This window comes from Castellaniella sp. WN (assembly GCF_054457555.1).
The window spans coordinates 1,491,274-1,513,334 of record NZ_JBTKZC010000001.1 but is presented as its reverse complement, the minus strand read 5'-3'; the positions used below and the strand labels follow the sequence as shown (position 1 = coordinate 1,513,334).

Genomic DNA, 22,061 nt, shown 5'->3' with positions numbered 1-22,061 from the left:
GATCAGAAGGGTTTGACGACCACCAGGATCAGGACCAGCAGCAGCAGCAGGACCGGGATTTCATTGAACCAGCGGAAGTAGCGGTGGGAATGCCGGCTGGTGCCGGCGGCCAGGGCGCGCAGGTGATGGCGGCAGGCCAGGTGGAAGATCAGCAGACCGGCCACGGCCAGCAGCTTGGCGTGCATCCAGCCCTGGCCCCGGCCGATGCCGTAGCCCAGCCACAGCCACAGGCCCAGCGCCAGCGCCAGGACTCCCAACGGGGTCATGAAGCGGTACAGGCGCCGTGCCATGCCCAGCAGCGCGGCACGCACGGCCGGGTCGCCGGCCTGAGCCAGGTTGACGTAGATGCGCGGCAGGTAGAACAGCCCGGCGAACCAGGACGTGACGAACAGGATATGGAAGGCCTTGACCCAGAGCATGAGAATCCTTGATATGACGATGGGATGCACGCTGTGTAATTAAAAAATGCCCCTGCGCTGCGATCTTCGGGCTTGCCTGTCCACCGCGCGGCTTGCGAGCCGCTTGGATTCGTCAGGCACGGAGCAGTCCACTGGGGCTGCTCCGTGTCCGAATTCATCCCCGCAACTGGCCTTCGCCGGTCAGCACCCACTTCTGGATGGTCAGGCCCTCGAGCCCGACCGGGCCGCGGGCGTGCAGGCGGTTGGTGGAAATGCCGATCTCCGCGCCCAGGCCGTATTCGTAGCCGTCGGCGAAGCAGGTGGGCAGGTTGACGTAGACCGAGCTGGAATCGACTTCGCGCTGGAAGCGCTGGGCGGCGGAGAGGTTCTCGGTGACGATGGACTCGGTGTGTTCGGAGCTGTAGCGGGCGATGTGGTCCATGGCCTCGTCCAGGGAATCCACCACGCGCACGGCCAGGATGGGGGCGTGGAATTCCGTGGCCCAGTCCGCCTCCGTGGCCGGGGTCGAGCCGGGCAGCAGCGCCGCCGCGCGCGGGCAGGCGCGCAGTTCGACCCCCAGTTCGGTGAAGCGGGCGCCGGCGCGCGGCAGCCAGGTGCCGGCGACGTCCACGTGCACCAGCAGGGTCTCCATGGCGCCGCAGATGCCGGTCCGGTAGGTCTTGGCGTTGATCGCGATGTCCAGGGCGCGGTCCGGGTCGGCCGCCTTGTCGATGTAGACGTGGCAGTTGCCTTCCAGGTGCTTGATCAGGGGTACGCGGGACTCGTCGGCCAGGCGGGCGATCAGACCCTTGCCGCCGCGCGGGATGATGACATCGATCCATTCCGGGTGGGTGATCATTTCGCCCACGGCGGCGCGGTCGGTGGTGTCCACGACCTGCACCGCGTGCGGGGGCAGGCCGGCGGCTTCCAGGCCGGCCCGGATGATCGCGCCCAGGGCGCGGTTGGAGTGGAAGGCCTCGCTGCCGCCGCGCAGGATGGTGGCGTTGCCGGATTTGAGGCACAGGGCGGCGGCGTCGATGGTCACGTTCGGCCGGGATTCGTAGATGATGCCGATCACGCCCAGTGGCACGCGCATGCGGGCCACGCGCATGCCGTTGGGCCGGGTGGTGGTTTCGCTGAGGCTGCCGATAGGGTCGGGCATGGCGGCGATCTGGAGCAGGCCCTCGATCATCAGGTCCAGCGCCCGGTCGGACAGGCGCAGGCGGTCCATCATGGGAGCGTCCAGCCCGCGCTCGGCGGCGGCGCGCAGGTCGTGTTCATTTTCCTCCTGCAGCCAGGCGCGGCGGGCGCGCAGACCGTCGGCCATCGCCCGCAGGGCGGCAGCCTTGGAGGCGCCGGAGGCCGAGCGCAGGATGCGCGCGGCCTGGCGGGCCTGGCGGCCCAGAGTCTGCATGGAAAAGCCGGCGGGGGTGTCGTTCATGTCATGCCTGTCAAAAATGGCCTTCTTGCCCCGGGGTGTCCCGTCTGCAAAAGGGATGCGGCGCTCATCGCCGCGGCGATCCGGCCGTGGCGACGCGCATCACCAGCCGCTCCAGTTCATACCAGGGATCCTGCAGGAGGCCGTCCACCGGGATTCCCTTGATGATACGGTCGATTTCATGAGCGTGGCGCAGGGCCGGCGGCCAGGCCGCCGCGGGCACACGGGCCAGAGCCTGGCGTGCCAGCTTTTCGCGCGCGCCAAACAGGCGCTGGGACCGCAGCGCCGCGTCCAGGCCGCTGCGGGCGTGGGGGGCCAGGCGCGCCAGGATGCGGATTTCCTCGCCGACGGCCCAGAGCACCAGCGGCAGAGCCTCGCCTTCGGCCCGCAGCCCCCGCAGCACGGTCAGCGCCCGGTCCGCCCGGCCCAGCAGCATGGCATCGCGCAGATCATAGAGATTGTAGCGGGCCACGTTCAGCACGGCGGCCTGGACCTGTTCCAGGCTGAGCGGCCCGGCGGGATGCAGCAGGGCGAGCTTCTGCAGTTCCTGGTGGGCGGCCAGCAGGTTGCCTTCGACTTTGTCGGCCAGCCAGGCCAGTGTTTCCGCGTCCGCCGCGTGTCCCTGGCGTTCCAGGCGGGCGGCGATCCAGTCCGCCAGCGCCGTGCGCGGGATGGACGGGATATCGGTCCAGGCGGCGCGGGCCTTCAGGGCCTGGGCCCACTTGGCCTGCTGGGTGGCCCGGTCCAGCTGCGGCAGGCGGATCAGGATCCGCACATCCGGCAGGTGCCCGTCGCCGGCCATCGTGGCCAGTTTCTGCAGGGCATCGGCACCGGTCTTGCCCGGCTTGCCGGTGGGCAGGCTGATTTCCAGCAGACGCAGGTCGCCGAACAGGGAGGAATTCTGCGAGGCCGCCAGTGCCTCGCCCCAGTCGCTGCGAGCGTCCATCACCAGGTGGGTGCGTTCGGCGCAGCCCAACCGGACGGCGGCGGCGCGGTAGGCGTCGGCCGCCTCGGTCAGCAGCAGGATCTCGTCGCCGCTCAGGACCGTGCAGGCCGGCAGTTCCGAGGCGCCGGCGTAGTGCTCGGTCAGGCGGTCCGCGGCCGACGTGCGCGCCATGGTCTAGAGCCCGCTCATGCTAGGGCCGGATCGAGGCCGGGCCGGCCGGGGGCGTGGTGCCGCGGACGGCGTCGTCCGGGATCGGTACGATGGGGCGGTCGGCGGCGTTGGCATAGGCGGCCTGGACCTCGGGCGAACTCATGCGGCGCAGGATCTGGTCGATCAGGCCGTTGCGCATGTCCTTGAAGGTGCGGTCGATTTCGCCTTCCTTGGCCTGGACGATGCGGTCGTTGTAGGGCAGTTCGCGCACGCTCAGCAGGGTCGTGGGGGGCAGCAGCACGTGGCCTTCGCGGTCCAGCAGTTCGAACTGGAAATCCAGGTTCAGTTCGTATTCCTCGACCCTGCCGTCGGCGTCCAGGGACAGCTGGCGCAGGTTCTGGGATTCGGTGATCTGGTGCAGATAGACGTCGGCGTCCCGGCGGCGGTCGGTGAAGCGGGTGCCCGGCGAATTGGCCGTGACGGTGCGGCGCAGCCGGGCGCCGAATTCGGAGTCCAGGTTGATGTTGGTATAGATCGTCTGGAAGGGCAGCGGCGTGGCCCCTTTCAGATGGAAGCCGCAGGCGCCCAGCGCCAGCAGGGCGAAGCCGGCCAGTGCGAGGCGCAGGAGGCGCGGCAGGGATGCGAAGGGAGCCAGGGACATCATGCGGCCTTATCCGACGACGTTGACCAGCCGTCCCGGAACCACCACGACCCGCTTGGGCTCGCGGCCTTCGAGGAAGCGGCCGACGGCCTCGTGCGCCCGGGCCAGGGCCTCGATGGCGGGCTTGTCGGCTTCCTGGGGCGCGGTGAGCTGTCCGCGGACCTTGCCGTTGATCTGCAGCACCAGTTCGACTGTGTCCGCCCGCAGAGCGGATTCGTCCACCTGGGGCCAGGGCGCGTCCAGCAGGTCGCCCAGCGCGTCGGCCAGACCCAGTTCGCGCCACAGCCGCCAGGCGACGTGCGGCACCACGGGATACAGGACGCGCAGCAGGATGGAAGTGGATTCGGCCAGAGCCGGACCGGAGGCGCCCGCCTGGGTGGCCGATTCCAGCGTGTTGAGCATTTTCATGGCCGTGGAGACCACAGTGTTGTACTGGATGCGCTGGTAGTCATAGTCCGCCTGGCGCAGCAAGCCGTGGATCTGGCGGCGCAGGCTGGCGGCGGCCTCGTCCAGCACGGTCCCGCCGATGGGGGAGGCGGCATCCCGGAGGATGGTGTCGTGGTGGGCGTGGCAGAAGGCCCACAGGCGGCGCAGGAAGCGGTGCGCGCCCTCGACGCCGGAATCCGACCATTCCAGGGTCTGTTCCGGGGGACTGGCGAACATGACGAAGAGGCGGGCGGTGTCGGCGCCCAGGCCGTCGATCAGGGACTGCGGATCGACGCCGTTGTTCTTGGACTTGGACATGGTGCCGATGCCGCCATAGTCCACGGCCGAGCCGTCGGACTTCAGGCGCGCGCCGACGATGCCGCCCTTTTCGTCGGTGATGTTTTCCACCTGGTCGGGCCAGAAGTATTCGATGCCGCCGCGGGCGTTCCTGCGCGAGTAGATGTGGTTGAGCACCATGCCCTGGCACAGCAGCTTCGTAAAGGGCTCGGAGAACTTCACCATGCCCAGGTCGCGCATCACCCGCGTCCAGAAGCGCGCGTACAGCAGGTGCAGCACGGCGTGCTCGATGCCGCCGATGTACTGGTCCATCGGCATCCAGTAGTCGTTGCGGGCGTCCACCATGGCCTGGTCGTTGCCCGGCGAGGTGTAGCGCATGAAGTACCAGGACGAATCGATGAAGGTGTCCATGGTGTCGGTTTCGCGCCGCGCCGGCTTGCCGCAGGACGGGCAATGGCAGGACAGGAAGCCTTCGTGTCTGGCCAGCGGATTGCCGGTGCCGTCGGGCACGAGGTCCTCGGGCAGCACCACGGGCAGGTCCTTTTCGGGAACCGGCACCGGGCCGCAGTCGGCGCAGTGGATGATGGGGATCGGGGTGCCCCAGTAGCGCTGGCGGGAAATGCCCCAGTCGCGCAGGCGCCAGGTGGTGCGCAGTGCGCCCAGGTTCTGGGCCTCGAGGTCGGCGGCCACGGCCTGGATCGCTTCGGCGGTGGTCAGGCCATCGTACTTGCCGGACTGGATCGTGCGGCCGATCTGCTTGTCGCCGTACCAGTCCTGCCAGGCCTCGGTGGAATAGGTCCTGCCTTCGGCGGCGATGACCTGGCGGATGGGCAGGCCGTATTTGCGCGCGAAGGCGAAGTCGCGCTCGTCGTGGGCGGGCACGCCCATGACGGCGCCGTCGCCGTAGCTCATGAGAACGTAGTTGCCGACCCAGACCGGCACGGGCTCGCCCGTGAGGGGGTGGATGACGGACAGGCCGGTGGGCAGGCCTTCTTTTTCGCGCGTGGCGAGCTCGGCCTCGGTCGTGCCGCCCTGGCGGCAGGCTTCGATGAAGGCGGACAGATCGGGGTTGCCGCGCGCGGCGTGGACGGCCAGCGGGTGCTCGGGCGCCACGGCGCAGAAAGTGACGCCCATGACGGTGTCGGCGCGCGTCGTGAAGACGTGCATCAAGCCATCCTGGATCAGTTGGCCCTGCTCGTCGCGGATGTCGTGGCGGAAGGCGAAGCGCACGCCCTCGCTCTTGCCGATCCAGTTTTCCTGCATCAGGCGCACGCGCTCAGGCCAGCCGGGCAGGCCGTCCTCCAGCGTGTCGAGCAGCTCGCCCGCATAGTCGGTGATGCGCAGGTAGTAGCCGGGGATCTCGCGCTTTTCCACCAGCGCGCCGGAGCGCCAGCCACGGCCGTCGATGACCTGCTCGTTGGCGAGCACGGTCTGGTCGACCGGGTCCCAGTTGACGACCTGGGTCTTGCGGTAGGCGATGCCCTTTTCGAGCATCTTCAGGAACAGCCACTGGTTCCACTTGTAGTAGGACGGGTCGCAGGCGCACATTTCGCGCGACCAGTCGATCGCCAGCCCCATCGCCTGCATCTGCTTCTTCATGTAGGCGATGTTGTCGTAGGTCCATTTGGCGGGCGGCACGCCGGATTTCATGGCGGCGTTTTCCGCGGGCATGCCGAAGGCGTCCCAGCCCATGGGCATGAGGACGTTGTATCCGCGCATGCGCAACTGGCGGGTCATCATGTCGTTGATGGTGTAGTTGCGCACGTGACCCATGTGGAGCTTGCCGCTGGGGTAGGGCAGCATCGAGCAGGCGTAGAACTTGGGCTTGGGCGAGCCATCCGGATGGGTGGCGTGCTCGGTGACGCGGTAGACGTCGCCCGCGCGCCAGTGGGCCTGGGCTTCGGTTTCGACCTGGTTCGGGAGGTAGCGTTCCTGCATGGATCTGTCTGGGAAATGGGAATGAAAAGGGCCAGCCCGACATTATAGAGGGTCACGGGCCTCGAAGGCCGGAGGGCCTCTCTTTCCGGCTCGGTGAAAAAGCAAAATCCCCGCTCGGAGGCGGGGATTTTCTGGAAACCGGTGAGACGGTCCGGGAGAGGCGATCCCGGATTATTTCAGCTTGGTTTCCTTGTAGTCGACATGCTTGCGCGCGACCGGATCGAATTTCTTGATCAGCATTTTTTCCGGCATGTTGCGCTTGTTTTTCGTGGTCGTATAGAAATGACCCGTGCCGGCGGTCGATTCGAGCTTGATTTTCTCGCGGATGCCTTTAGCCATGATGTGCTCCTATGCGCGGCCGATCAGGCCAGTTCGCCACGGGCACGCAGGTCGGCCAGGACGGCGTCGATGCCGTTCTTGTCGATGGTGCGCAGGGCCTTGGTGGATACGCGCAGGCGCACCCAGCGGTTTTCGGATTCGACCCAGAACCGACGCGATTGCAGGTTGGGCAGGAAACGACGCTTGGTTTTATTGTTCGCGTGCGAGACGTTGTTGCCCACCATCGGGCCTTTGCCGGTTACTTGGCATACGCGTGCCATGGTCTCACCTCTGTATATGTATATCGGGACAAGCCTTGCATTCTATACTGAAATTGCCAGGTAAATCAAGTGGATTGATGGGGCGGCCGCATGGCGATGCGGCCGGAAAGCCACGACAGCGCCGCGCAGGCCGCCAGCACGGCGGTCAAGGGCAGCGGGGTGCCGGTGTGCCAGGCGCTGACGGCGAAGCCTGCCAGGGCGCCGCAGAGCATCTGCATCGATCCCATCAGCGCCGAGGCCACGCCCAGCCGGGGACCCTGTTCGGCCAGGGCCAGGGCGGCGGCGTTGGGGCCGACGAAACCCTGGCTGGCCATGAAGCCCATGAGACACAGCATCAGCAGGGGCAGGTTGATCCGGTCCAGCAGGGTCAGCGCCAGGGCGCACAGTGTCATCAGCACCAGGACGCCCTGGGCGTGGGCCAGCAGGCGGATCGGCAGGTGGCGGTTCAGCAGGCGGGCGCTGACCTGCGAGGCCACGATCAGCGCGACGGCGTTCAGGCCGAACAGCAGGCCGAACCAGCGCGGGTCGATGCCGTAGATCGTGATGAAGACCTGGGGCGAGCCCGAAATGTAAGCGAACAGGCCGCCCGATCCGAAGCCGCCCGCCAGGGTGTAGCCCATGAAGCGCCGGTGGGTCAGCAGCAGGCGGAAATGGGTGGCGATGGCGCCAATGGCCAGGGGCGAGTGCCGCCCGGGGTCCAGGGACTCGCGCATGCGCAGCGCCACAGTCAGCCACAGGCCCGCGCCGGCCAGGCCCATCAGGTAGAAAATGGCGCGCCAGGAGCCCAGTGCCACGGCCTGGCCGCCCAGCAGAGGCGCCAGGATGGGCATCACGCCCATCACCAGCATCAGCAGGGACAGGGCCTGGGCGGCTTCGCGGGTATCCAGGTGGTCGCGGATCACGGCGCGGGGGATGACCATGCCGGCGGCGCCGCCGAAGGCCTGGATCACGCGCCACAGGACCAGGTGGTCGATGTCCCGGCTCAGTGCGCAGGCGATGGAGGCGATGGAGAACAGCGTCAGGCCGAGCAGCAGCGGTGGCTTGCGGCCGTAGCGGTCGGCCAGGGGGCCGTAGGCCAGCTGGGCCAGCGCCAGGCCCAGCAGGTAGCTGGCCAGTGTGCGCTCGACCTGTCCCGGATGGACGCCCAGATCGGTCGCCATGGCGCCGAAGGCGGGGAGGTACATGTCGATGGCCAGGGGGCCGAGCGCGGCCAGGGCGCCCATCAGGACCAGCCAGGGGGGGATCAGCGGCGAGGATGAACGGGAAGCCATGGGAGAGCGGACGGGGGCGGGAAAGGCGCCGGAGGGAAGCGCTTGAAGCGGCGGGGATTGGCGCTACTATAACAAGGTCTTTCATATGACTGAGGGAGGCTCCGTTGACTGCGATCGCATCGATCATCGAGAACAAACTTGGATCATTGCCCATGCCGGTTTCCATGGAACTGCCGGATGGACAGAAGATCGGCGCCGCCGACGCCACGATTTGCCTGCGCGTGCGCGACGCGGCCGTTCTGGCGCATTTCGCCGCGGGCGAGGTCGGGGTCCTGGGCGAGGATTACGTCGAGGGCAAGTTCGAATTCGACGGTTCCATGCGGGATCTGATGCGTCTGGCCGCGGGCATCCTGCCCGGGTCGCCGATCGACCTGGCCCGCTCCGGATGGCTGACGAGCCTGGTGAAGCGGCTGGTGTCGGTCTGGCGCCACTCGATCGAGCGCGATGCGCGGCAGATCGAATTCCACTATGACCTGTCGGACGATTTCTACGCCCTGTGGCTGGACCCGCGCCGGGTGTATTCCTGCGCCTATTACCGCGAGCCCGGGTTCACCGTGGCCCAGGCCCAGGAGGCCAAGCTCGACCACATCTGCCGCAAGCTGGCCCTGAAGCCGGGCGAGCGCTTCCTCGACGTCGGCGGCGGCTGGGGCGGCCTGATGCTGTGGGCGGCGGAACACTACCACGTCGACGTCACCGGCATCACCCTGTCGAACAACCAGCATGCCTACGTCAACCGCCTGATCCTGGAAAAGGGTCTGTCCGGGCGCGTGCGCATGGAGTTGCTGGACTACCGCAAACTCGATGAGTCCCGGCCTTACGACAAGATCGCTTCGGTCGGCATGTTCGAGCACGTGGGGCGGGCCCGGCTGACGGGCTATTTCTCCAAGCTGCGTCGGCTAGTTCGCCCCGGCGGGCTGATCCTGAACCACGGCATCACGGCGGGCGGGCTGGACAACAGCGAACTGGGGGCCGGCATGGGGGATTTCATCGAGAAATTCATCTTCCCCGGCGGCGAGCTGTCTCACATCCATTACGTGCAGCAGACTCTGGCCGAGGCCGGCCTGGAGGACCTGGACGTCGAAAACCTGCGCCCGCACTATGCGCGCACGCTCTGGGCCTGGAGCGACGCCCTGGAATCCCGCCTGGCCGAGGCCCGCGCCATCCTGGACACGCCCCAGGGCGAGCGTTCCCTGCGGGCCTACCGCATGTACCTGGCGGGCTGCGCGATGGGGTTCGAGCACGGCTGGATCGCCTTGCACCAGATCCTCGCCCAGCCCCAGCCGACGGGGCGTTCCGACGAGCTGGACTATCCGGCGGGGCAGGCCTACCCCTGGCGGCGCGACTACATCTACCGGGATCGCTGAACCCGCTTGCTTCGCGGTGCCGCGATCTTCGCTTTTCCGGCCCCGGTCAGGGGCCGTTTTCATCAACCGGGTTTATTTTCGGCGATCCGGTGTGTAAAATAGCGCTTCTTCTGTAGTTCTTTTTATCAATCCTGACAGCGCCCGTCACTGGTTTTTCACGGCCCTGTCTGTCCAGGGCGCTATTGCGCCTGCAGTGCTGGTATGTATTGGCGGCCCGCGGCCGTCTTCCGCACACCCTCCCCTAAGCTATGGCGTCGGCCTCGCATGGCGTATCCGGCGTCTCCGTAACCCAAAGGAGGCATCCATGTCTATCTCCGTTTCCGTTTTTCCGTCGCCCGTCGCGACCCGTTCCCCCCGTCTGTCCTGTACCGTGCTGGGCCTCGCCCTGTCGGCGGCGCTGGCGGGCCTGTCGCTGGCCCCGTCCGTCTCCCGGGCGGCTGACGCGCCGCAATGCGAACTCGATCGCGCCGTGCGTTTTGGCGGCATGAACTGGGAATCCAACCTGGTCCTGGTCGAAGTCGAACGCTTCATCGCCCAGCACGGCTACGGCTGCGAATCCGAAGTCCTGCCGACGGAAACTCTGCCGGCCCTGGCTGCGCTCGAGCGCGGCGACCTGGACATCAACAGCGAGATCTGGCTGAACAGCACCCTGGAACCCTGGACCAAGGCCGAGGCCTCCGGCCGCGTCAAGCGCATCGGCGACATCTACATGGGCGGCGAAGCCTGGTTCATCCCCAAATACACGGCCGAGCGCCTGCCCGAACTGAAGAAGGTCGCCGACCTGCCGAAATTCAAGGACGCCTTCAAGGATCCGGAAGAACCGTCCAAGGGCCGCTTCTACGGCTGCCCGGCGGGCTGGGGCTGCGAGGTCGTCAGCACCAATCTGTTCAAGGCGCTGAACCTGGGCGATACCTTCACCCTGTTCTCTCCCGGCACCGGCGCGACCCAGAAGGCGGCCCTGACGGCGGCCTATCAGCGCAAGGAAAATGTGGTCTTCTACTATTGGTATCCGACCCCGCTGGTGGGCTCCATGGACCTGGTCAAGCTGGAACTGCCGCCGTACGACGCGGCCAAGCAGAAATGCCTGACCGACCCGAACTGCGAAAATCCCCAGGCCTCCGACTATCCGGAAAACCCGGTGTTCACGGCGGTCACCGCCAAATTCACCCAGGACGCCCCGAAACTGACCGAATTCCTCTCCAAGGTCCAGATGCCCCTGGACATCATGAACCAGACCATGGCCTACATGGAAAAGAACGAGGCCGAACCCCAGCCGACGGCGATGTGGTTCCTGAAGAACCAGCAGGCCGTCTGGACCGGATGGCTGCCGGCCGACGTGACGGAGCGTGTCAAGGCCGCCCTGTAAGGAGGCCCTATGTTTCCTGAACTGATTGCGGCCCGGGATCTGCAACGGCCCATCGACGCCTTCGTCAATGGGCTGGTGACGCAGTATTCCGACGTGCTGCGGGCGCTGACCCAGCCCTTGCTGGATCTGCTGGTCTGGTCCGACAACCTGCTGCGGCATTCGCCGTGGTGGGCGGTCGTGGCCGTCATCATGGGGCTGGCCTGGCTGAGCAGCCGCGCCTGGCGCTTCAGCGTGGCCATGGGGGCACTGGTCTGCCTGATAGGGGCCATCGGCCTCTGGGAAGCCGCCATGCAGACGCTGTCGCTGATGATCGTGGCGGTGGCGTTTTCTGTGATCATCGGCATCCCCCTGGGGATCGCCATGGCCAGCTTCCGCTGGGTGCGCACCGTCATGTTGCCGGTGCTGGACGTCATGCAGACCATGCCCAGTTTCGTCTACCTGATTCCGGTGGTCATGCTGTTCAACCTGGGCAAGCTGGCGGCGCTGTTCGCCACGGTGATCTATGCCGTGCCGCCCGTCATCCGGCTGACCGACCTGGGCATCCGCCTGGTCGATGCGGAAGTGCTGGAGGCCTCGCGCGCCTTTGGCGCCAGCCGCGGCCGTCAGCTCTTTGGCGTGCAACTGCCGCTGGCGCTGCCCAACATCATGGCGGGCATCAATCAGACCACCATGATGGCGCTGGCCATGGTGGTGATCGCCTCCATGATCGGCGTGCGCGGTCTGGGCTACGAGGTCCTGCAGGGCATCAACCGCCTGCAGGTCGGGCGCGGCCTGCTGGCCGGCCTGGGGATCGTGATCCTGGCCATCATCTTCGACCGCATCACGCAGCGCTTCGGCCGCCGCTGGCAGGTCAGGGGGCATTGACATGAGCAAGATCGAAGTCCGCAACATCTACAAGATCTTCGGCCCGCACCCGGACCGCTGGCTGGCCGCCGCCCGCGGGGGTCTGTCCAAGGAAACCCTGCTGGAGCGCAGCGGCCACACCCTGGGCCTGCGCGACATCAGCCTGTCCATCGAGGAAGGCCACATCCACGTGATCATGGGCCTGTCGGGGTCCGGGAAATCGACGCTGATCCGGCATTTCAACCGGCTGATCGAGCCCAGCGCCGGACAGATCCTGGTCGACGGAGTGGACGTGGTCAGTCTCAAGCCGCGCGAACTGGAACGCTTCCGCCAGAGCAAGATGAGCATGGTGTTCCAGCGCTTCGGCTTGCTGCCGCACCGCACGGTGCTGGACAACGCCGCCTATGGGCTGGCGGTGCAGGGCGTGCGCCGGGCCGAGCGCGAAGAACGCGCGCGTCATTGGCTGGAGCAGGTCGGTCTGTCCGGCTTCGAGGCCCAGTATCCCCACCAGCTTTCCGGCGGCATGCAGCAGCGCGTGGGCCTGGCCCGGGCACTGGCCACGGACGCCGAGATCCTGCTGATGGACGAGGCGTTCTCCGCCCTGGATCCACTCATCCGTCACGAGATGCAGGACCAGCTGCTGGCCCTGCAGGCGAAGCTGAACAAGACCATCGTCTTCATCACCCACGACCTGGACGAGGCACTGCGCCTGGGCAATCGGATCGCCATCCTGAAGGACGGCGAGCTGATCCAGGAAGGCACGCCGGAGGACATCCTGCTGTCGCCGGCCAACGACTATATCGAATCTTTCCTGCAGGACGTGAACCGGGGCAAGGTCCTGAATGCGTCCCATGCCTGCAACGAGCGCCCGTTGACGCTGACCATGCGCACGAATCCGGCGCGCGCGCTGGAACGTCTGGCGGCACGGGACTATGACTACGCGGCGGTCCTGGACGGCAAGCGCCTGGCAGGGGTGCTGATGCGGGCCGACGCCCAGAACGCCGCGCAGGCGGGCGCGCGCGACATTTCCAGGCATCTCAGCGACATGGCGTCCGTACCGGCCTCGGCCGGACTGGACGAAGTGCTGGCGCGGCTGCTGCGTACGCCCGAGCCGCTGGCGGTGACGGGCGAGCAGGGCGAGTTCATCGGCGTGTTGTCGCGCAGCAAGGTGGTGGAACTGGTGACCACCGCCACCACCGGGTCGAACGAGCCGGAGCCGGCGGCTGGAGAGGCCGCCGAATCCGGCCAGCTGGTCTGATCGTCAGGCGTCGCGCGCCTGTTGCCGCAGGACGCGGCCATACCAGGCGAACAGCAGCAGGGCCGACAACAGCAGCCCGAGCATCGCCATGATCCACATGGTGGCGGCGCCGACGGGCGCGCCCGGCATCAGCTGGCGCGTCACGGAGGCGAGCGATCCCGCCGCCGGGCCGTAGCCCAGCCACCAGCCGCCCACCAGGCCCAGCCCGGTCAGCGCGGTGACCTGCAGGATCAGCGGCATCAGGGCGATCTTGTAGGCGCGCAGGATGTAGGCGCCGATGCAGTGCATGGCGTCCCAGAAGTGGAACCAGGGCGCGATCTGCAACAGCGCCAGGGCGATCGCGGCCACCTGAATCTCGTCGGTGTAGACGCGTACAATGGCTTCACGGCCCGTGACCAGGATCACGCCGGTGACCAGGGCGCCCAGGGCCGCCAGTCCGATGCCGGTCAGCCCCGTGCGCCGGGCCAGAGCCGGGTCGAGCGCGCCCACGGCCTGCGCCGTGAGCGAGGCGGTGGCCAGGCTCAGGGACATGGGCAGCATGTAGGCCAGGGCGATCAGGTTGGCCAGGATCTGCTGGGCGCCGCTGACATACAGGCCGTCGCGCGCGACCAGCAGCGCCATGAAGCTGAAGGCGCAGACTTCGATCAGATAGGACCCGCCCATGGGCAGCCCCAGGCGCAGCAGTTCCTTCTGGTCGGCCCAGCGCGGCCGTTCCAGTTTCAGGGACAGGGCGCGAAAGGCCCGCCGATGGCGGATCATCCACAGCCCGGCCGCGAGCATCATCCAGTCCACCACCAGGGTCGCGATGCCCGCGCCGACCGCACCCATCGCGGGCAGGCCCAGGCCGCCGAAGATGAACCAGACGTTGAACAGCAGCTTGAAGGCGATGCTGCCGACGTTGATCGCCATGACCTCGCGGGTCTGGGAGATGGCCGTCGAAGTGGCGTAGATCGTGCGGAACAGCAGGGCCGAAGGCAAGGCCAGGGCCAGGGCGATCAGGTAGCCCGCCACTCGCCGGCGCACTTCGGGCTCGACGTCGCCGGACAGGCTGAGCCAGGCGTCGGGAAACAGCAGGCAGGCGCCGCCCAGGACCGACAGGATCAGGGCCAGCCAGACGCCCTGGCCCCAGGCCCGGCCGGCTTCGCGCAGGCGTCCGGCGCCGAAGTGCTGGGCGATGATCGGGATCAGGGCGTGCACCACGCCCATCAGGCCGACGAAGATCGTGATGTAGATCGAGGCGCCCAGCGACATCGCCTGGAGGTCGGCGGCGCTGGCGTGGCCCACCATGGCCGTGTCGAGGACGGCGAAGACGATTCCGGCCCAGGAACTGACCAGGATCGGCCAGGCCTGCCGCAGGATGGTGCGCCAGGGGGCGGCGGGCCGGCCGGCGAGGGGGGCGTCGGTCATGGAATGCACGGATCGGTTCAACGGGATGCTAGCGTTCTGTTTGGCTAATTCAAATACTCGTCTTCGGTGCCTGGGCTGGCCATGCTGCGTTGCTTGTCCACCTCACCGCTTGCAAGCGGTTCGGATTCGTCAGGCACGGAGCAGTCCGCAAGGGACTGCTCCGTGTCCAGACTCATCCTCGCGATAGCACCGGCCATCGCTGCGGTTCGCGCCTTGTCTGGCAAGCCCATGCATCCGGATCCGAATACACGAACCAACCAGGCAGGACACTAGGGTTTCAGGCGCAGCAGGCGGAACATCTCATGGCGGTCGGGCTCGCGGCGGCCTTCCCAGAGGGCGGGATGGCCGGCCAGCCAGGCTTCGCCCGATGCCAGGCTGCGGGGGCTGATCTGCTGCAGCAGCAGCGGGCAATTGCCGTCGAAGCTGAACTCGATATCGTCGAAGACCAGGAAGGAGGCCCGCTGGCCGCTGCCCAGGCCCTGGGTGCGGATGCATTCGCCGGGCTGGCGGTATTGCGCCAGGGCGGCTGCCAGGGAGGCCGAGACGTCGCGGTAGCTGCGCACGTAGTCGAGCGCGGGCATCCACAGTGTGGCCAGCAGCAGCCAGGTAGTGATCAGGCCCCCGGCCGATAGCGCCGTGCCGCGCCAGAGGCCGGCTGGATGGCTGCGCAGGCGCCAGCGCACCAGGGCGATCCAGGCGAGGGTGCCGAGGATGGCGAAGGTCGTGGCGGGCCAGGCGATGTGGGGATCGAAGCCGCGAGTCTGGCGGGTGATGTTGGCGGCGATCTGGGCGGGCCAGCCGGCCTGCAGGGCCACCCAGCCCAGCCACACGGTGGCGGCCGTCAGCGAAAAGCACATCACCGCGAACCAGTCCAGGGTGTTGACCACGCCGCGCCGCAGGGTCGGCAGGGCGAAGGCCGCCAGGACGGCGCAGGGCACGGCCAGGGTGGCGTATTCGGGCTCGAAGGGGTCGGCGCTGGCCAGCAGCGTCAGCAGCGCCCCGGCGGCGAAGCCCAGCGGAATGCCGATGTGGGGTGCGCCGAACCAGCCGCGCCAGCGCCACAGCGCCAGCAGGGCCAGCGGCCAGGTCGGCCAGAGGAACCAGGGAAGGTCACGCAGGATGCTGCCCCAGGCCCGGGCGCCGGGCCAGTCGAAGGCGTTGCGCGTCCAGAGCAGCCAGCTCTCGGTCCAGTACGGGCCGAAAGTCCGGGCGGGGATCCACCAGAGCAGGATCAGCGTGGCTGCGATCAGGGCGCTGGCGGCCAGCCATTTGCGTTCGGCCGCCAGGGCGCGGCCGGGCAGGAAGGCGACGGGCACCGCCAGGATCAGCGGCAGGCAACCCAGCCAGCCGCGCGCCAGGAAGGCCAGGCCCACGGCCACGCCCAGGGTGGCGGCGCCCGACACCGGGTGGTCGAGCATGCGGGCCACGGCGTAGAAGGCCAGGGCCTGGCAGGCGATCAGGGCCGGGACTTCGGAGGTCTCGTGCATGCGCCAGACGATGCCGACCGTGGCGACGATCAGCAGCAGGGCGGCATCGGCCAGCATCCGGCCGTAGTCGGGGGGGGTGGGTTCTCCGCCGAAGGGCAGGGCCAGCGGCTGGGATTCCGGGCGTCGGCCCAGCAGGTAGGTGCCGTACCAGATCGAGCCGGTAAGCAGGGCGAACCATAGCAGATTGGGCGCGCGCGAGGCGATGATGGCCGCGTCCAGGGGGCTGAAGAAAAGTTCGAACAGGGGGCGCAGCGCCCAGATCGAGAAGGCGCCAACCCAGGTGACGAGCGGCCCGTCCTGGGCCTGGGCCAGGTGGCCGACCTGGGGCAGCAGCCAGGTGTGGTCCTGGCCCGACAGGGCGGTGAGCATGGTCGCCAGGCCAGTGACGTCGTCGGTCTTCCAGGGATCGCGATAGAACAGGCCGGCCAGGATGTAGACCAGGCCGACGCACAGCAGGAACGGTCGGGGCAGTTTGGCGGCGGCCGTGGCCGTCAGGCGGGCGGGCGTCGATCGCAGGTCTTGGGACAGCACCGGAAAGCACCAGGAAAGGAGGGGCGGATGAATGCGCCCATGTTAAATGAAAAAGGCAGCCGGACGGCTGCCTTTTGAAACTGCGCGCTGCGGGAAGAGGGCGTCGCTTAGCATGTTTTTCGCCGCCGGGCCGCCCCAAGGCAAAAACGCCCCTTTTTCGGGGCAGCAAGCAAGCGTCAGCTTGCGCAGCGTGGGGGTCTTACTTCTTGACGGTGCCGGCAGTGCGGGCGAAGCGGGCGCGGAATTTTTCCACGCGGCCGGTTTCGACGATGCGGGTCTGGGCGCCGGTGTAGAAGGGATGCGATTCCGAAGTCACGTCGCACTTGAACAGCGGGTAGGACTTGCCGTCGATCTCGGTCGTTTCGCGCGAATTCAGCGAGGAACGCGAGATGAACTTGTTGCCGGTCTGCAGGTCGAGGAACACGACCTCGCGGTATTCGGGATGAATGCCTTCTTTCATGATGGAATCCGTGGGTGGGTGATTAGGGGTCGCCAGCCGGATGGATGCGAAAGAACCCCTGCAAGAAGGGCGATCCGCATCAGAATCCTGGCAACGTATCCGAGATAAGCCCACCATTCTACTATGAAGGCGGGAGAAGATCCAGGGCCAGCCCTGTCCAATATCAGATGAGTCTGAAGGGGGCCTGGTGATTCCAACATCAGATGAGTCTGGAGCTTTGGCCGCGGGTCGTCGATCATCGGGAGATGATCTTGACCTTGCACGACGAACGGCTTACCAGCCTGGAGAGGCTGGAACAGTTTCTGGCCGGTACCGCCGGCCTGGATCCGGCGGTTTGCGAGTTCCAGGGGCAAGGGCGCGGCCATCCAACATGAGTTGCGCATAGACGCCGCGCTCGGGCGGTAAACCCGCTTCCTCCATTTTCAACCGCATTTTGATACCCAGAAGCTGTGCGGCGCTGATCAGTCCGGGGCGGGAGAGATGCGGCACACCGTCTGTTTCTGCTCGGCCGGACTGAGCTTTCTTGCATCGTCTTTTTCCATCCGCAAAGCATTGCATCAGATCGACAGAATTTCAATCACAGAATTTCAATCTATTTGTGGGCCTGATCTATAACGATATAAAGTCAATGATTATTTATGGAAATTTTCGGCGTCATCGCTGTGCAGGATTTCACACCTGCCCCCGCTCCGCCAGCGAAGTGACCTCGGTGGCGCCGACGATCAGGTGATCCAGCAGCCGGACATCGACCAGGGCCAGGGCCTGCTTCAGTTGGCGCGTCAGGGTGACATCGGCCGGGCTGGGCTCGGCCAGGCCCGAGGGGTGGTTGTGGGCCAGGATCAGGGCGGCGGCGTGGTGGCTCAGGGCGGCCTTCACGACCTCGCGCGGATAGATCGAGGCGTGCGACAGCGTGCCGCGCGCGACTTCGGCGCATTCGATCAGTTGCAACTGGTTGTCCAGGAACAGGGCGATGCAGTGCTCCACCCGCAGGTGCGCCAGGCGCAGGGCGCAGAACTGCTTGACCCGGTCGGGCTGGCTCAGGGCGCGGCCGTTGCGCAGCGGCTCCTCGATTGCGCGGCGGCTGAGTTCCTGGACCGCCAGCAGCTCGCAGGTCTTGGCCGCGCCCATGCCCGGAAAGGCCAGCAAGGCCGAGGCTTCCGCCGCCAGCAGACGGCGCAGCCCGCCGAAATGCTCGATCATCCGGCGCCCCATGTCCACGGCGCCGATGCCGCGTGTGCCGGTGCGCAGCAGGACCGCCAGCAGTTCGGCCGACGTCAGCGCCTGGGCGCCGTGCCGCAGCAGGCGTTCCCGGGGACGTTCGGAACAGGGAGATCGAGTGTCTTGTGGCATGATAGGCCCTAAAATGTACAGGTTTGCATTGAATCCTTCTCGGGGGCATTTTGACCTCAACTCAAGCTGAGCAGTACGTCCGGCCGGACTCTTATGTCACGCTGCACTACCGCATCGAACTGCTGACCGGCCCCGGCGCCGGCACCGCCTTCGTCGATACCTTCCTGGATCGGCCCGCCACCCTGCAGATGGGCATCGGCCAATGGGCGCCGGGCATCGAGGCCCTGCTGCTCGACCGCCCGGAGGGCGAGCATTTCACGGTGGACCTGCCGGCCGCCCAGGCCTATGGCGAGCGCAACCCGGACCTGCTGCGGTGGGTCGGACGCGACGAGATGGCGCGCAACGCCCCCCCCGACACCGAGTTCGAGGCGGGCGACATGGTCGAGTTCGTGGCCCCCAACGGCGGCCGCTATTCCGGCGTGCTCAAGACCCTGCGGGACGACGCCGCCCTGTTCGACTTCAACCACCCCCTCGCGGGGATCGACCTGCAGGTCGAGGTCAAGATCCTGGGGGTGCTGTGATCGATGAATGTCCACCGGCCGGCGACACGGGCGCCGAGATCGTCCTGGCCCAGCCGCGCGGCTTCTGCGCCGGCGTGGACCGGGCCATCGAGATCGTCGAGCGCGCCCTGGAGATCCACGGGGCACCGATCTACGTGCGCCATGAGATCGTGCACAACCGTTACGTGGTCGAGGATCTGCGCGCCAAGGGCGCCGTCTTCATCGACGAACTGGAGGACGCCCCCTCGGGCGCGATCGTGATCTTCTCGGCGCACGGCGTCTCGCGCGCCGTGCGCGACGAAGCCGCCCAGCGCGGCCAGCGCATCTTCGACGCCACCTGCCCGCTGGTGACCAAGGTCCACGTCGAGGTCGCCCGCATGCGCAAGGAGGGCCGCGAGGTCGTCATGATCGGCCACCGGGGCCACCCCGAAGTCGAGGGCACGCTGGGCCAGGCCGACGACGGCATGTACCTGGTCGAATCGGTGGAAGACGTCCATGCACTCCAGGTGCGCCATCCGGACCGCCTCGCCTTCGTCACCCAGACCACGCTGTCCATCGACGATGCCGCCCAGGTGGCCGCCGCTCTGCGCACGCGTTTTCCCGGCATTGCCGAGCCCAAGAAAAGCGACATCTGCTATGCCACGCAGAACCGCCAGGACGCGGTGCGTGTCATGGCACCGCAATGCGATCTGGTGCTGGTGGTCGGCAGCCCGAACAGTTCCAATTCCAACCGCCTGCGCGAGGTCGCCGAGCGCAAGGGCGTGACCGCCTACCTGCTGGATCATCCCGACATGGTCGATCCGGAATGGTTGCGCGATGCCCGGCGCATCGGCGTGACCGCCGGAGCCTCCGCGCCCGAAGTCCTGGTGCGGCAGGTGATCGGTCGGCTGAAGGAACTGGGCGCGCGCTCCGTTCGCCCCCTGGAAGGGGTGCGCGAACAGATCGCCTTTCCCCTGCCGCGCGAACTGTCCCGCAAACAGCCCGAATGACCCCTCGAACGGACCGGATGACCATGAGGATCGGGTTCTGTGGGCTGGGCCGCATGGGCGTGCCCATGGTGAACCGCCTGCTGCGGGCCGGGCACGAGGTCCATGTCTGGAACCGCTCGCCCGGTCCCCTGCGGGACGTCCAGGCGGTCGGCGCCCGGGCCTGCGCGACGCCGCGCGAACTGGGCGAGCGGTGCGCCTGGGTCGCCCTGTGCCTGTTCGACGCGGCGGCGGTGCGCGAGGTGGTATTCGGAGGGGGCGGGCTGGCGCAGGCCGGGTCGTTGGAACTGCTGATCGATCATTCCTCCATTCCGCCAGCCGAGACACGCGAATTTTCCGAACGGCTGGCCCGGGCCAACGGCGCCGTCTGGCTGGACGCCCCGGTATCCGGCGGCACCGGCGGGGCGGCGGCCGGCACCCTGGCCATCATGGCGGGCGGCCCGGCCGACGCCTGCGCCCGGGCGACGCCGCTGCTGATGGCCTATGCCAGCCGGGTGACTCACATGGGTCCGACGGGCTGTGGCCAGGTGACCAAGCTCTGCAACCAGACTATCGTGACCACCACGATCGCCGCCATCGCCGAATCCATCGCCCTGGCGCGGGACGCCGGTGTCGACGCGGCCCGTCTGGCCGAGGCCCTGGCCGGCGGCTGGGCCGATTCCACGCTGCTGCGGATTTTCGTGCCGCGCATGATCCAGGCGCCCGGACCCGCCCAGGCCACCCTGGACACCATGCTCAAGGACCTGGACACCGTGGCGGCGCTGGCGCGCGCCCAGGGCACCGCCATGCCGGTGGCCGCGGCCACCGGGCAAAGCTACCGTCTGGCCAGCCTCCGGGGCCTGGGGGCGGAAGACGCCGCGCAATTGATTCGACTATACGACCGCGCCTCCGGGCGCCCCGATGGAGAAGATTCCCGATGAGCCGACGCTCCCTGAAGACCGCAGCCGGCCTGGTGGCCGCCTTGGCCCTCGCCTACACGGGCGCCTCCTGGTATGCCGGACGCCTGGCCCAGGATCGCATCGAAGCCTGGGTGGAACAGGCCAACGGGGAAATCGCCGCCCAATGGACGTCCGCCGATCCGCGCCCCGTCCTGAAGATCGAGGACTACCGGCGCGGGATTTTCGATTCGGACATCCGCTACGGCTTCGAATTCCATGACGATGAAGGCCACGACCAGACGCTGGGCCTGCATGACGCGCTGCGGCACGGTCCCTGGCCCTGGGTAGCCGTGCGTCAGGGCGAGTGGCGACCCGCGGCGGCCTGGAGCTTGATCGAACCCCTGCCGGGCGGCCCGTGGCAGCCTTGGTTCGATGCGCTGCCGGCCGGCGCGGCACCCTGGACGCTGCAGTCCAGGATCGGTTTCGACGGGCGTGTCGCCGCGCGCTGGCGCCTGGAGCCGGTCCGGCTGGCCGACGATCGGCTGGACTTCAGCGGTGGCCTGGTGCGGATCGACTACGACCCCGGAACGCGCCAGACGGCCGTGTCCGGGCATGTTGACCGGCTGGCCGCGTTCGATGCGGATTCCGGCGTCCGGGTGCGCGTCGAGGGCCTGGATTTCGACGGCACCACCACCCGCAGCGGCGAGACCGACCTGCAATCGCGCCAGCAGGCGCGGTTCGGACAGATCCAGGTCGACGTGCCCGACTCGCCTCCCGTGGCGCTCATCGAGCCGTCGCTGCGCTCGGACACGGCCCGCACGGGCAGTCTGCTGGACAGCCGGCTGGCCTACGACCTGGGCCGGCTGCAGGTCGATCGTCAGGATCTGGGCCGGATCACGTTGGCCTTGTCGGCCGAGCACCTGGACGTGCCGGCCTTGCAGGCCTTGGCCGGCGCGCTGGAACGGTTGAACGAAGGCGATGATCCGGACGAGGGCCTGTCCGAGCAGGACCAGGAGCGCTTGCGCGCCCTGGCCGTACCCGTGCTGGCGGCCAGCCCGCGCCTGTCGCTCGACGGCCTGCGCTGGGAAACCCCCCAGGGAGCCAGTGAGCTCAAGGCCCAGGCCGAATTCCGACCGGCGGCCGAGGATGCGCCCCGGGATCTGGGTGGGTTGATCGAAAGCGCCATCCGCCAGTTGTCGGCGCACCTGAGCCTGTCCAAACCCATGCTGTTGCAGGTTGTGCGTCAGACGCAGCGGGGCGATGGCGGTCCCGACATGGCCGTGGCGCTGGTCAGCATGCTGTTCGACCAGTATGCCGGCCGGCTGGAACGACAGGGTCTGGTGCAACGCCAGGGGGACGCCGTCACGGCCGGCTACCGCTATGCCGACGGCCAGGTCACGGCCAATGGCCGGACGATGTCGCCGGCCGAGTTCATCGCGCAATTTGGCGATCTGTTGGGGATGGGCGAGTGAAAAAGTTCCCCCTTTGAACTGACCGTCGGGATTGT

At 67.6% G+C, this 22,061-nt stretch carries 21 protein-coding genes; 9 read left to right on the top strand and 12 right to left on the bottom strand.

Annotated elements, in window-relative coordinates:
* Positions 1-2: 2 nt before the first annotated feature.
* The 8 genes from ACTPOE_RS07060 to ACTPOE_RS07025 all read right to left on the bottom strand — a co-directional run bounded on the left by ACTPOE_RS07060 (position 3) and on the right by ACTPOE_RS07025 (position 8,124).
* On the bottom strand, positions 3-419 hold the full coding sequence (locus ACTPOE_RS07060; protein ID WP_458871496.1) for a CopD family protein: 417 nt from the start codon (positions 417-419) through the stop codon (positions 3-5).
* 154 nt (positions 420-573) lie between these two features.
* Positions 574-1,839, bottom strand: a complete 1,266-nt coding sequence (locus tag ACTPOE_RS07055; protein WP_458871495.1) for a glutamate-5-semialdehyde dehydrogenase — start codon at positions 1,837-1,839, stop codon at positions 574-576.
* A 64-nt stretch (positions 1,840-1,903) separates the two neighbouring features.
* The gene (gene holA / locus ACTPOE_RS07050; RefSeq protein WP_458871493.1) at positions 1,904-2,953 is read right to left on the bottom strand and encodes a DNA polymerase III subunit delta; all 1,050 of its coding nucleotides are present in this window, start codon (positions 2,951-2,953) and stop codon (positions 1,904-1,906) included.
* Between the two features lie 19 nt (positions 2,954-2,972).
* Positions 2,973-3,596 carry an LPS-assembly lipoprotein LptE gene (locus ACTPOE_RS07045; protein ID WP_458871492.1) on the bottom strand — a complete coding sequence of 208 codons (624 nt, stop codon included), beginning with the start codon at positions 3,594-3,596 and terminating at the stop codon, positions 2,973-2,975.
* A gap of 6 nt (positions 3,597-3,602) precedes the next feature.
* Positions 3,603-6,254, bottom strand: coding sequence for a leucine--tRNA ligase (gene leuS / locus ACTPOE_RS07040; protein WP_458871491.1), 2,652 nt, complete (start codon positions 6,252-6,254; stop codon positions 3,603-3,605).
* A gap of 171 nt (positions 6,255-6,425) precedes the next feature.
* Positions 6,426-6,593 carry a 50S ribosomal protein L33 gene (rpmG, locus tag ACTPOE_RS07035; protein ID WP_003810296.1) on the bottom strand — a complete coding sequence of 56 codons (168 nt, stop codon included), beginning with the start codon at positions 6,591-6,593 and terminating at the stop codon, positions 6,426-6,428.
* Positions 6,594-6,616: 23 nt separating this feature from the next.
* Positions 6,617-6,853 (bottom strand): 50S ribosomal protein L28, encoded by a 237-nt coding sequence (gene rpmB / locus ACTPOE_RS07030; protein ID WP_043681023.1) that lies wholly within the window; start codon positions 6,851-6,853, stop codon positions 6,617-6,619.
* A gap of 65 nt (positions 6,854-6,918) precedes the next feature.
* Entirely contained in the window at positions 6,919-8,124 is a 1,206-nt protein-coding gene (locus tag ACTPOE_RS07025) for a Bcr/CflA family multidrug efflux MFS transporter (RefSeq protein WP_458871490.1), read from the bottom strand.
* A gap of 152 nt (positions 8,125-8,276) precedes the next feature.
* Here ACTPOE_RS07025 and ACTPOE_RS07020 point away from each other — a divergent pair, with 152 nt between their 5' ends.
* The 4 genes from ACTPOE_RS07020 to ACTPOE_RS07005 all read left to right on the top strand — a co-directional run bounded on the left by ACTPOE_RS07020 (position 8,277) and on the right by ACTPOE_RS07005 (position 12,955).
* The gene (locus ACTPOE_RS07020; RefSeq protein WP_458871489.1) at positions 8,277-9,488 is read left to right on the top strand and encodes a class I SAM-dependent methyltransferase; all 1,212 of its coding nucleotides are present in this window, start codon (positions 8,277-8,279) and stop codon (positions 9,486-9,488) included.
* Positions 9,489-9,792: 304 nt separating this feature from the next.
* Entirely contained in the window at positions 9,793-10,854 is a 1,062-nt protein-coding gene (locus ACTPOE_RS07015; RefSeq protein WP_458871488.1) for an ABC transporter substrate-binding protein, read from the top strand.
* A gap of 9 nt (positions 10,855-10,863) precedes the next feature.
* The gene (locus ACTPOE_RS07010) at positions 10,864-11,718 is read left to right on the top strand and encodes an ABC transporter permease (RefSeq protein WP_458871487.1); all 855 of its coding nucleotides are present in this window, start codon (positions 10,864-10,866) and stop codon (positions 11,716-11,718) included.
* 1 nt (position 11,719) lies between these two features.
* Positions 11,720-12,955 carry a quaternary amine ABC transporter ATP-binding protein gene (locus ACTPOE_RS07005; RefSeq protein WP_458871486.1) on the top strand — a complete coding sequence of 412 codons (1,236 nt, stop codon included), beginning with the start codon at positions 11,720-11,722 and terminating at the stop codon, positions 12,953-12,955.
* Positions 12,956-12,958: 3 nt separating this feature from the next.
* On the opposite strand, the gene ACTPOE_RS07000 is transcribed toward ACTPOE_RS07005, so the two are convergent.
* The 3 genes from ACTPOE_RS07000 to ACTPOE_RS06990 all read right to left on the bottom strand — a co-directional run bounded on the left by ACTPOE_RS07000 (position 12,959) and on the right by ACTPOE_RS06990 (position 16,840).
* Positions 12,959-14,362: an MATE family efflux transporter gene (locus ACTPOE_RS07000; RefSeq protein WP_458871485.1), complete on the bottom strand. Its 1,404-nt coding sequence runs from the start codon at positions 14,360-14,362 to the stop codon at positions 12,959-12,961.
* Positions 14,363-14,631: 269 nt separating this feature from the next.
* Entirely contained in the window at positions 14,632-16,377 is a 1,746-nt protein-coding gene (locus ACTPOE_RS06995; protein WP_458872776.1) for an ArnT family glycosyltransferase, read from the bottom strand.
* A 202-nt stretch (positions 16,378-16,579) separates the two neighbouring features.
* A complete protein-coding gene (locus ACTPOE_RS06990; RefSeq protein ID WP_458871484.1) occupies positions 16,580-16,840 on the bottom strand; it encodes a type B 50S ribosomal protein L31 in 261 nt (86 codons plus the stop codon).
* A gap of 251 nt (positions 16,841-17,091) precedes the next feature.
* Here ACTPOE_RS06990 and ACTPOE_RS06985 point away from each other — a divergent pair, with 251 nt between their 5' ends.
* Positions 17,092-17,214: a hypothetical protein gene (locus ACTPOE_RS06985; RefSeq protein ID WP_458871483.1), complete on the top strand. Its 123-nt coding sequence runs from the start codon at positions 17,092-17,094 to the stop codon at positions 17,212-17,214.
* Between the two features lie 298 nt (positions 17,215-17,512).
* Here the strand turns inward: ACTPOE_RS06985 and radC are convergent, their stop codons facing one another.
* Complete coding sequence (gene radC, locus ACTPOE_RS06980; protein WP_458871481.1) at positions 17,513-18,190, bottom strand: RadC family protein; 678 nt, start codon at positions 18,188-18,190, stop codon at positions 17,513-17,515.
* Between the two features lie 50 nt (positions 18,191-18,240).
* Here radC and ACTPOE_RS06975 point away from each other — a divergent pair, with 50 nt between their 5' ends.
* Genes ACTPOE_RS06975 through ACTPOE_RS06960 form a run of 4 tightly spaced genes read left to right on the top strand, consistent with a single transcriptional unit; the run spans position 18,241 to position 22,026 of the window.
* Positions 18,241-18,711: an FKBP-type peptidyl-prolyl cis-trans isomerase gene (locus ACTPOE_RS06975; RefSeq protein WP_458871480.1), complete on the top strand. Its 471-nt coding sequence runs from the start codon at positions 18,241-18,243 to the stop codon at positions 18,709-18,711.
* Complete coding sequence (gene ispH / locus ACTPOE_RS06970; RefSeq protein WP_458871479.1) at positions 18,708-19,679, top strand: 4-hydroxy-3-methylbut-2-enyl diphosphate reductase; 972 nt, start codon at positions 18,708-18,710, stop codon at positions 19,677-19,679. Before ACTPOE_RS06975 ends, ispH begins: the two co-directional genes overlap by 4 nt.
* Positions 19,680-19,702: 23 nt before the next feature.
* On the top strand, positions 19,703-20,596 hold the full coding sequence (locus tag ACTPOE_RS06965; RefSeq protein WP_458872775.1) for an NAD(P)-dependent oxidoreductase: 894 nt from the start codon (positions 19,703-19,705) through the stop codon (positions 20,594-20,596).
* Positions 20,593-22,026, top strand: a complete 1,434-nt coding sequence (locus ACTPOE_RS06960; protein WP_458871478.1) for a YdgA family protein — start codon at positions 20,593-20,595, stop codon at positions 22,024-22,026. The genes ACTPOE_RS06965 and ACTPOE_RS06960 overlap by 4 nt, the downstream gene beginning before the upstream one ends.
* The last annotated feature ends 35 nt before the right edge of the window (positions 22,027-22,061 follow it).

Excerpts from the sequence above, each read along its gene's own strand:
- ACTPOE_RS07010 (WP_458871487.1), top strand. The coding sequence starts at position 10,864 with ATGTTTCCTGAACTGATTGCGGCCCGGGATCTGCAACGGCCCATCGAC.
- ACTPOE_RS07045 (WP_458871492.1), bottom strand. The coding sequence starts at position 3,596 with ATGATGTCCCTGGCTCCCTTCGCATCCCTGCCGCGCCTCCTGCGCCTC.
- ACTPOE_RS07055 (WP_458871495.1), bottom strand. The coding sequence starts at position 1,839 with ATGAACGACACCCCCGCCGGCTTTTCCATGCAGACTCTGGGCCGCCAG.
- radC (WP_458871481.1), bottom strand. The coding sequence starts at position 18,190 with ATGCCACAAGACACTCGATCTCCCTGTTCCGAACGTCCCCGGGAACGC.
- ACTPOE_RS06990 (WP_458871484.1), bottom strand. The coding sequence starts at position 16,840 with ATGAAAGAAGGCATTCATCCCGAATACCGCGAGGTCGTGTTCCTCGAC.
- leuS (WP_458871491.1), bottom strand. The coding sequence starts at position 6,254 with ATGCAGGAACGCTACCTCCCGAACCAGGTCGAAACCGAAGCCCAGGCC.
- holA (WP_458871493.1), bottom strand. The coding sequence starts at position 2,953 with ATGGCGCGCACGTCGGCCGCGGACCGCCTGACCGAGCACTACGCCGGC.
- ACTPOE_RS06965 (WP_458872775.1), top strand. The coding sequence starts at position 19,703 with ATGAGGATCGGGTTCTGTGGGCTGGGCCGCATGGGCGTGCCCATGGTG.
- ACTPOE_RS07060 (WP_458871496.1), bottom strand. The coding sequence starts at position 419 with ATGCTCTGGGTCAAGGCCTTCCATATCCTGTTCGTCACGTCCTGGTTC.
- ACTPOE_RS07005 (WP_458871486.1), top strand. The coding sequence starts at position 11,720 with ATGAGCAAGATCGAAGTCCGCAACATCTACAAGATCTTCGGCCCGCAC.
- ACTPOE_RS06960 (WP_458871478.1), top strand. The coding sequence starts at position 20,593 with ATGAGCCGACGCTCCCTGAAGACCGCAGCCGGCCTGGTGGCCGCCTTG.
- ACTPOE_RS07025 (WP_458871490.1), bottom strand. The coding sequence starts at position 8,124 with ATGGCTTCCCGTTCATCCTCGCCGCTGATCCCCCCCTGGCTGGTCCTG.
- ACTPOE_RS07020 (WP_458871489.1), top strand. The coding sequence starts at position 8,277 with ATGCCGGTTTCCATGGAACTGCCGGATGGACAGAAGATCGGCGCCGCC.
- ACTPOE_RS07000 (WP_458871485.1), bottom strand. The coding sequence starts at position 14,362 with ATGACCGACGCCCCCCTCGCCGGCCGGCCCGCCGCCCCCTGGCGCACC.
- rpmG (WP_003810296.1), bottom strand. The coding sequence starts at position 6,593 with ATGGCTAAAGGCATCCGCGAGAAAATCAAGCTCGAATCGACCGCCGGC.
- ACTPOE_RS07015 (WP_458871488.1), top strand. The coding sequence starts at position 9,793 with ATGTCTATCTCCGTTTCCGTTTTTCCGTCGCCCGTCGCGACCCGTTCC.
- rpmB (WP_043681023.1), bottom strand. The coding sequence starts at position 6,853 with ATGGCACGCGTATGCCAAGTAACCGGCAAAGGCCCGATGGTGGGCAAC.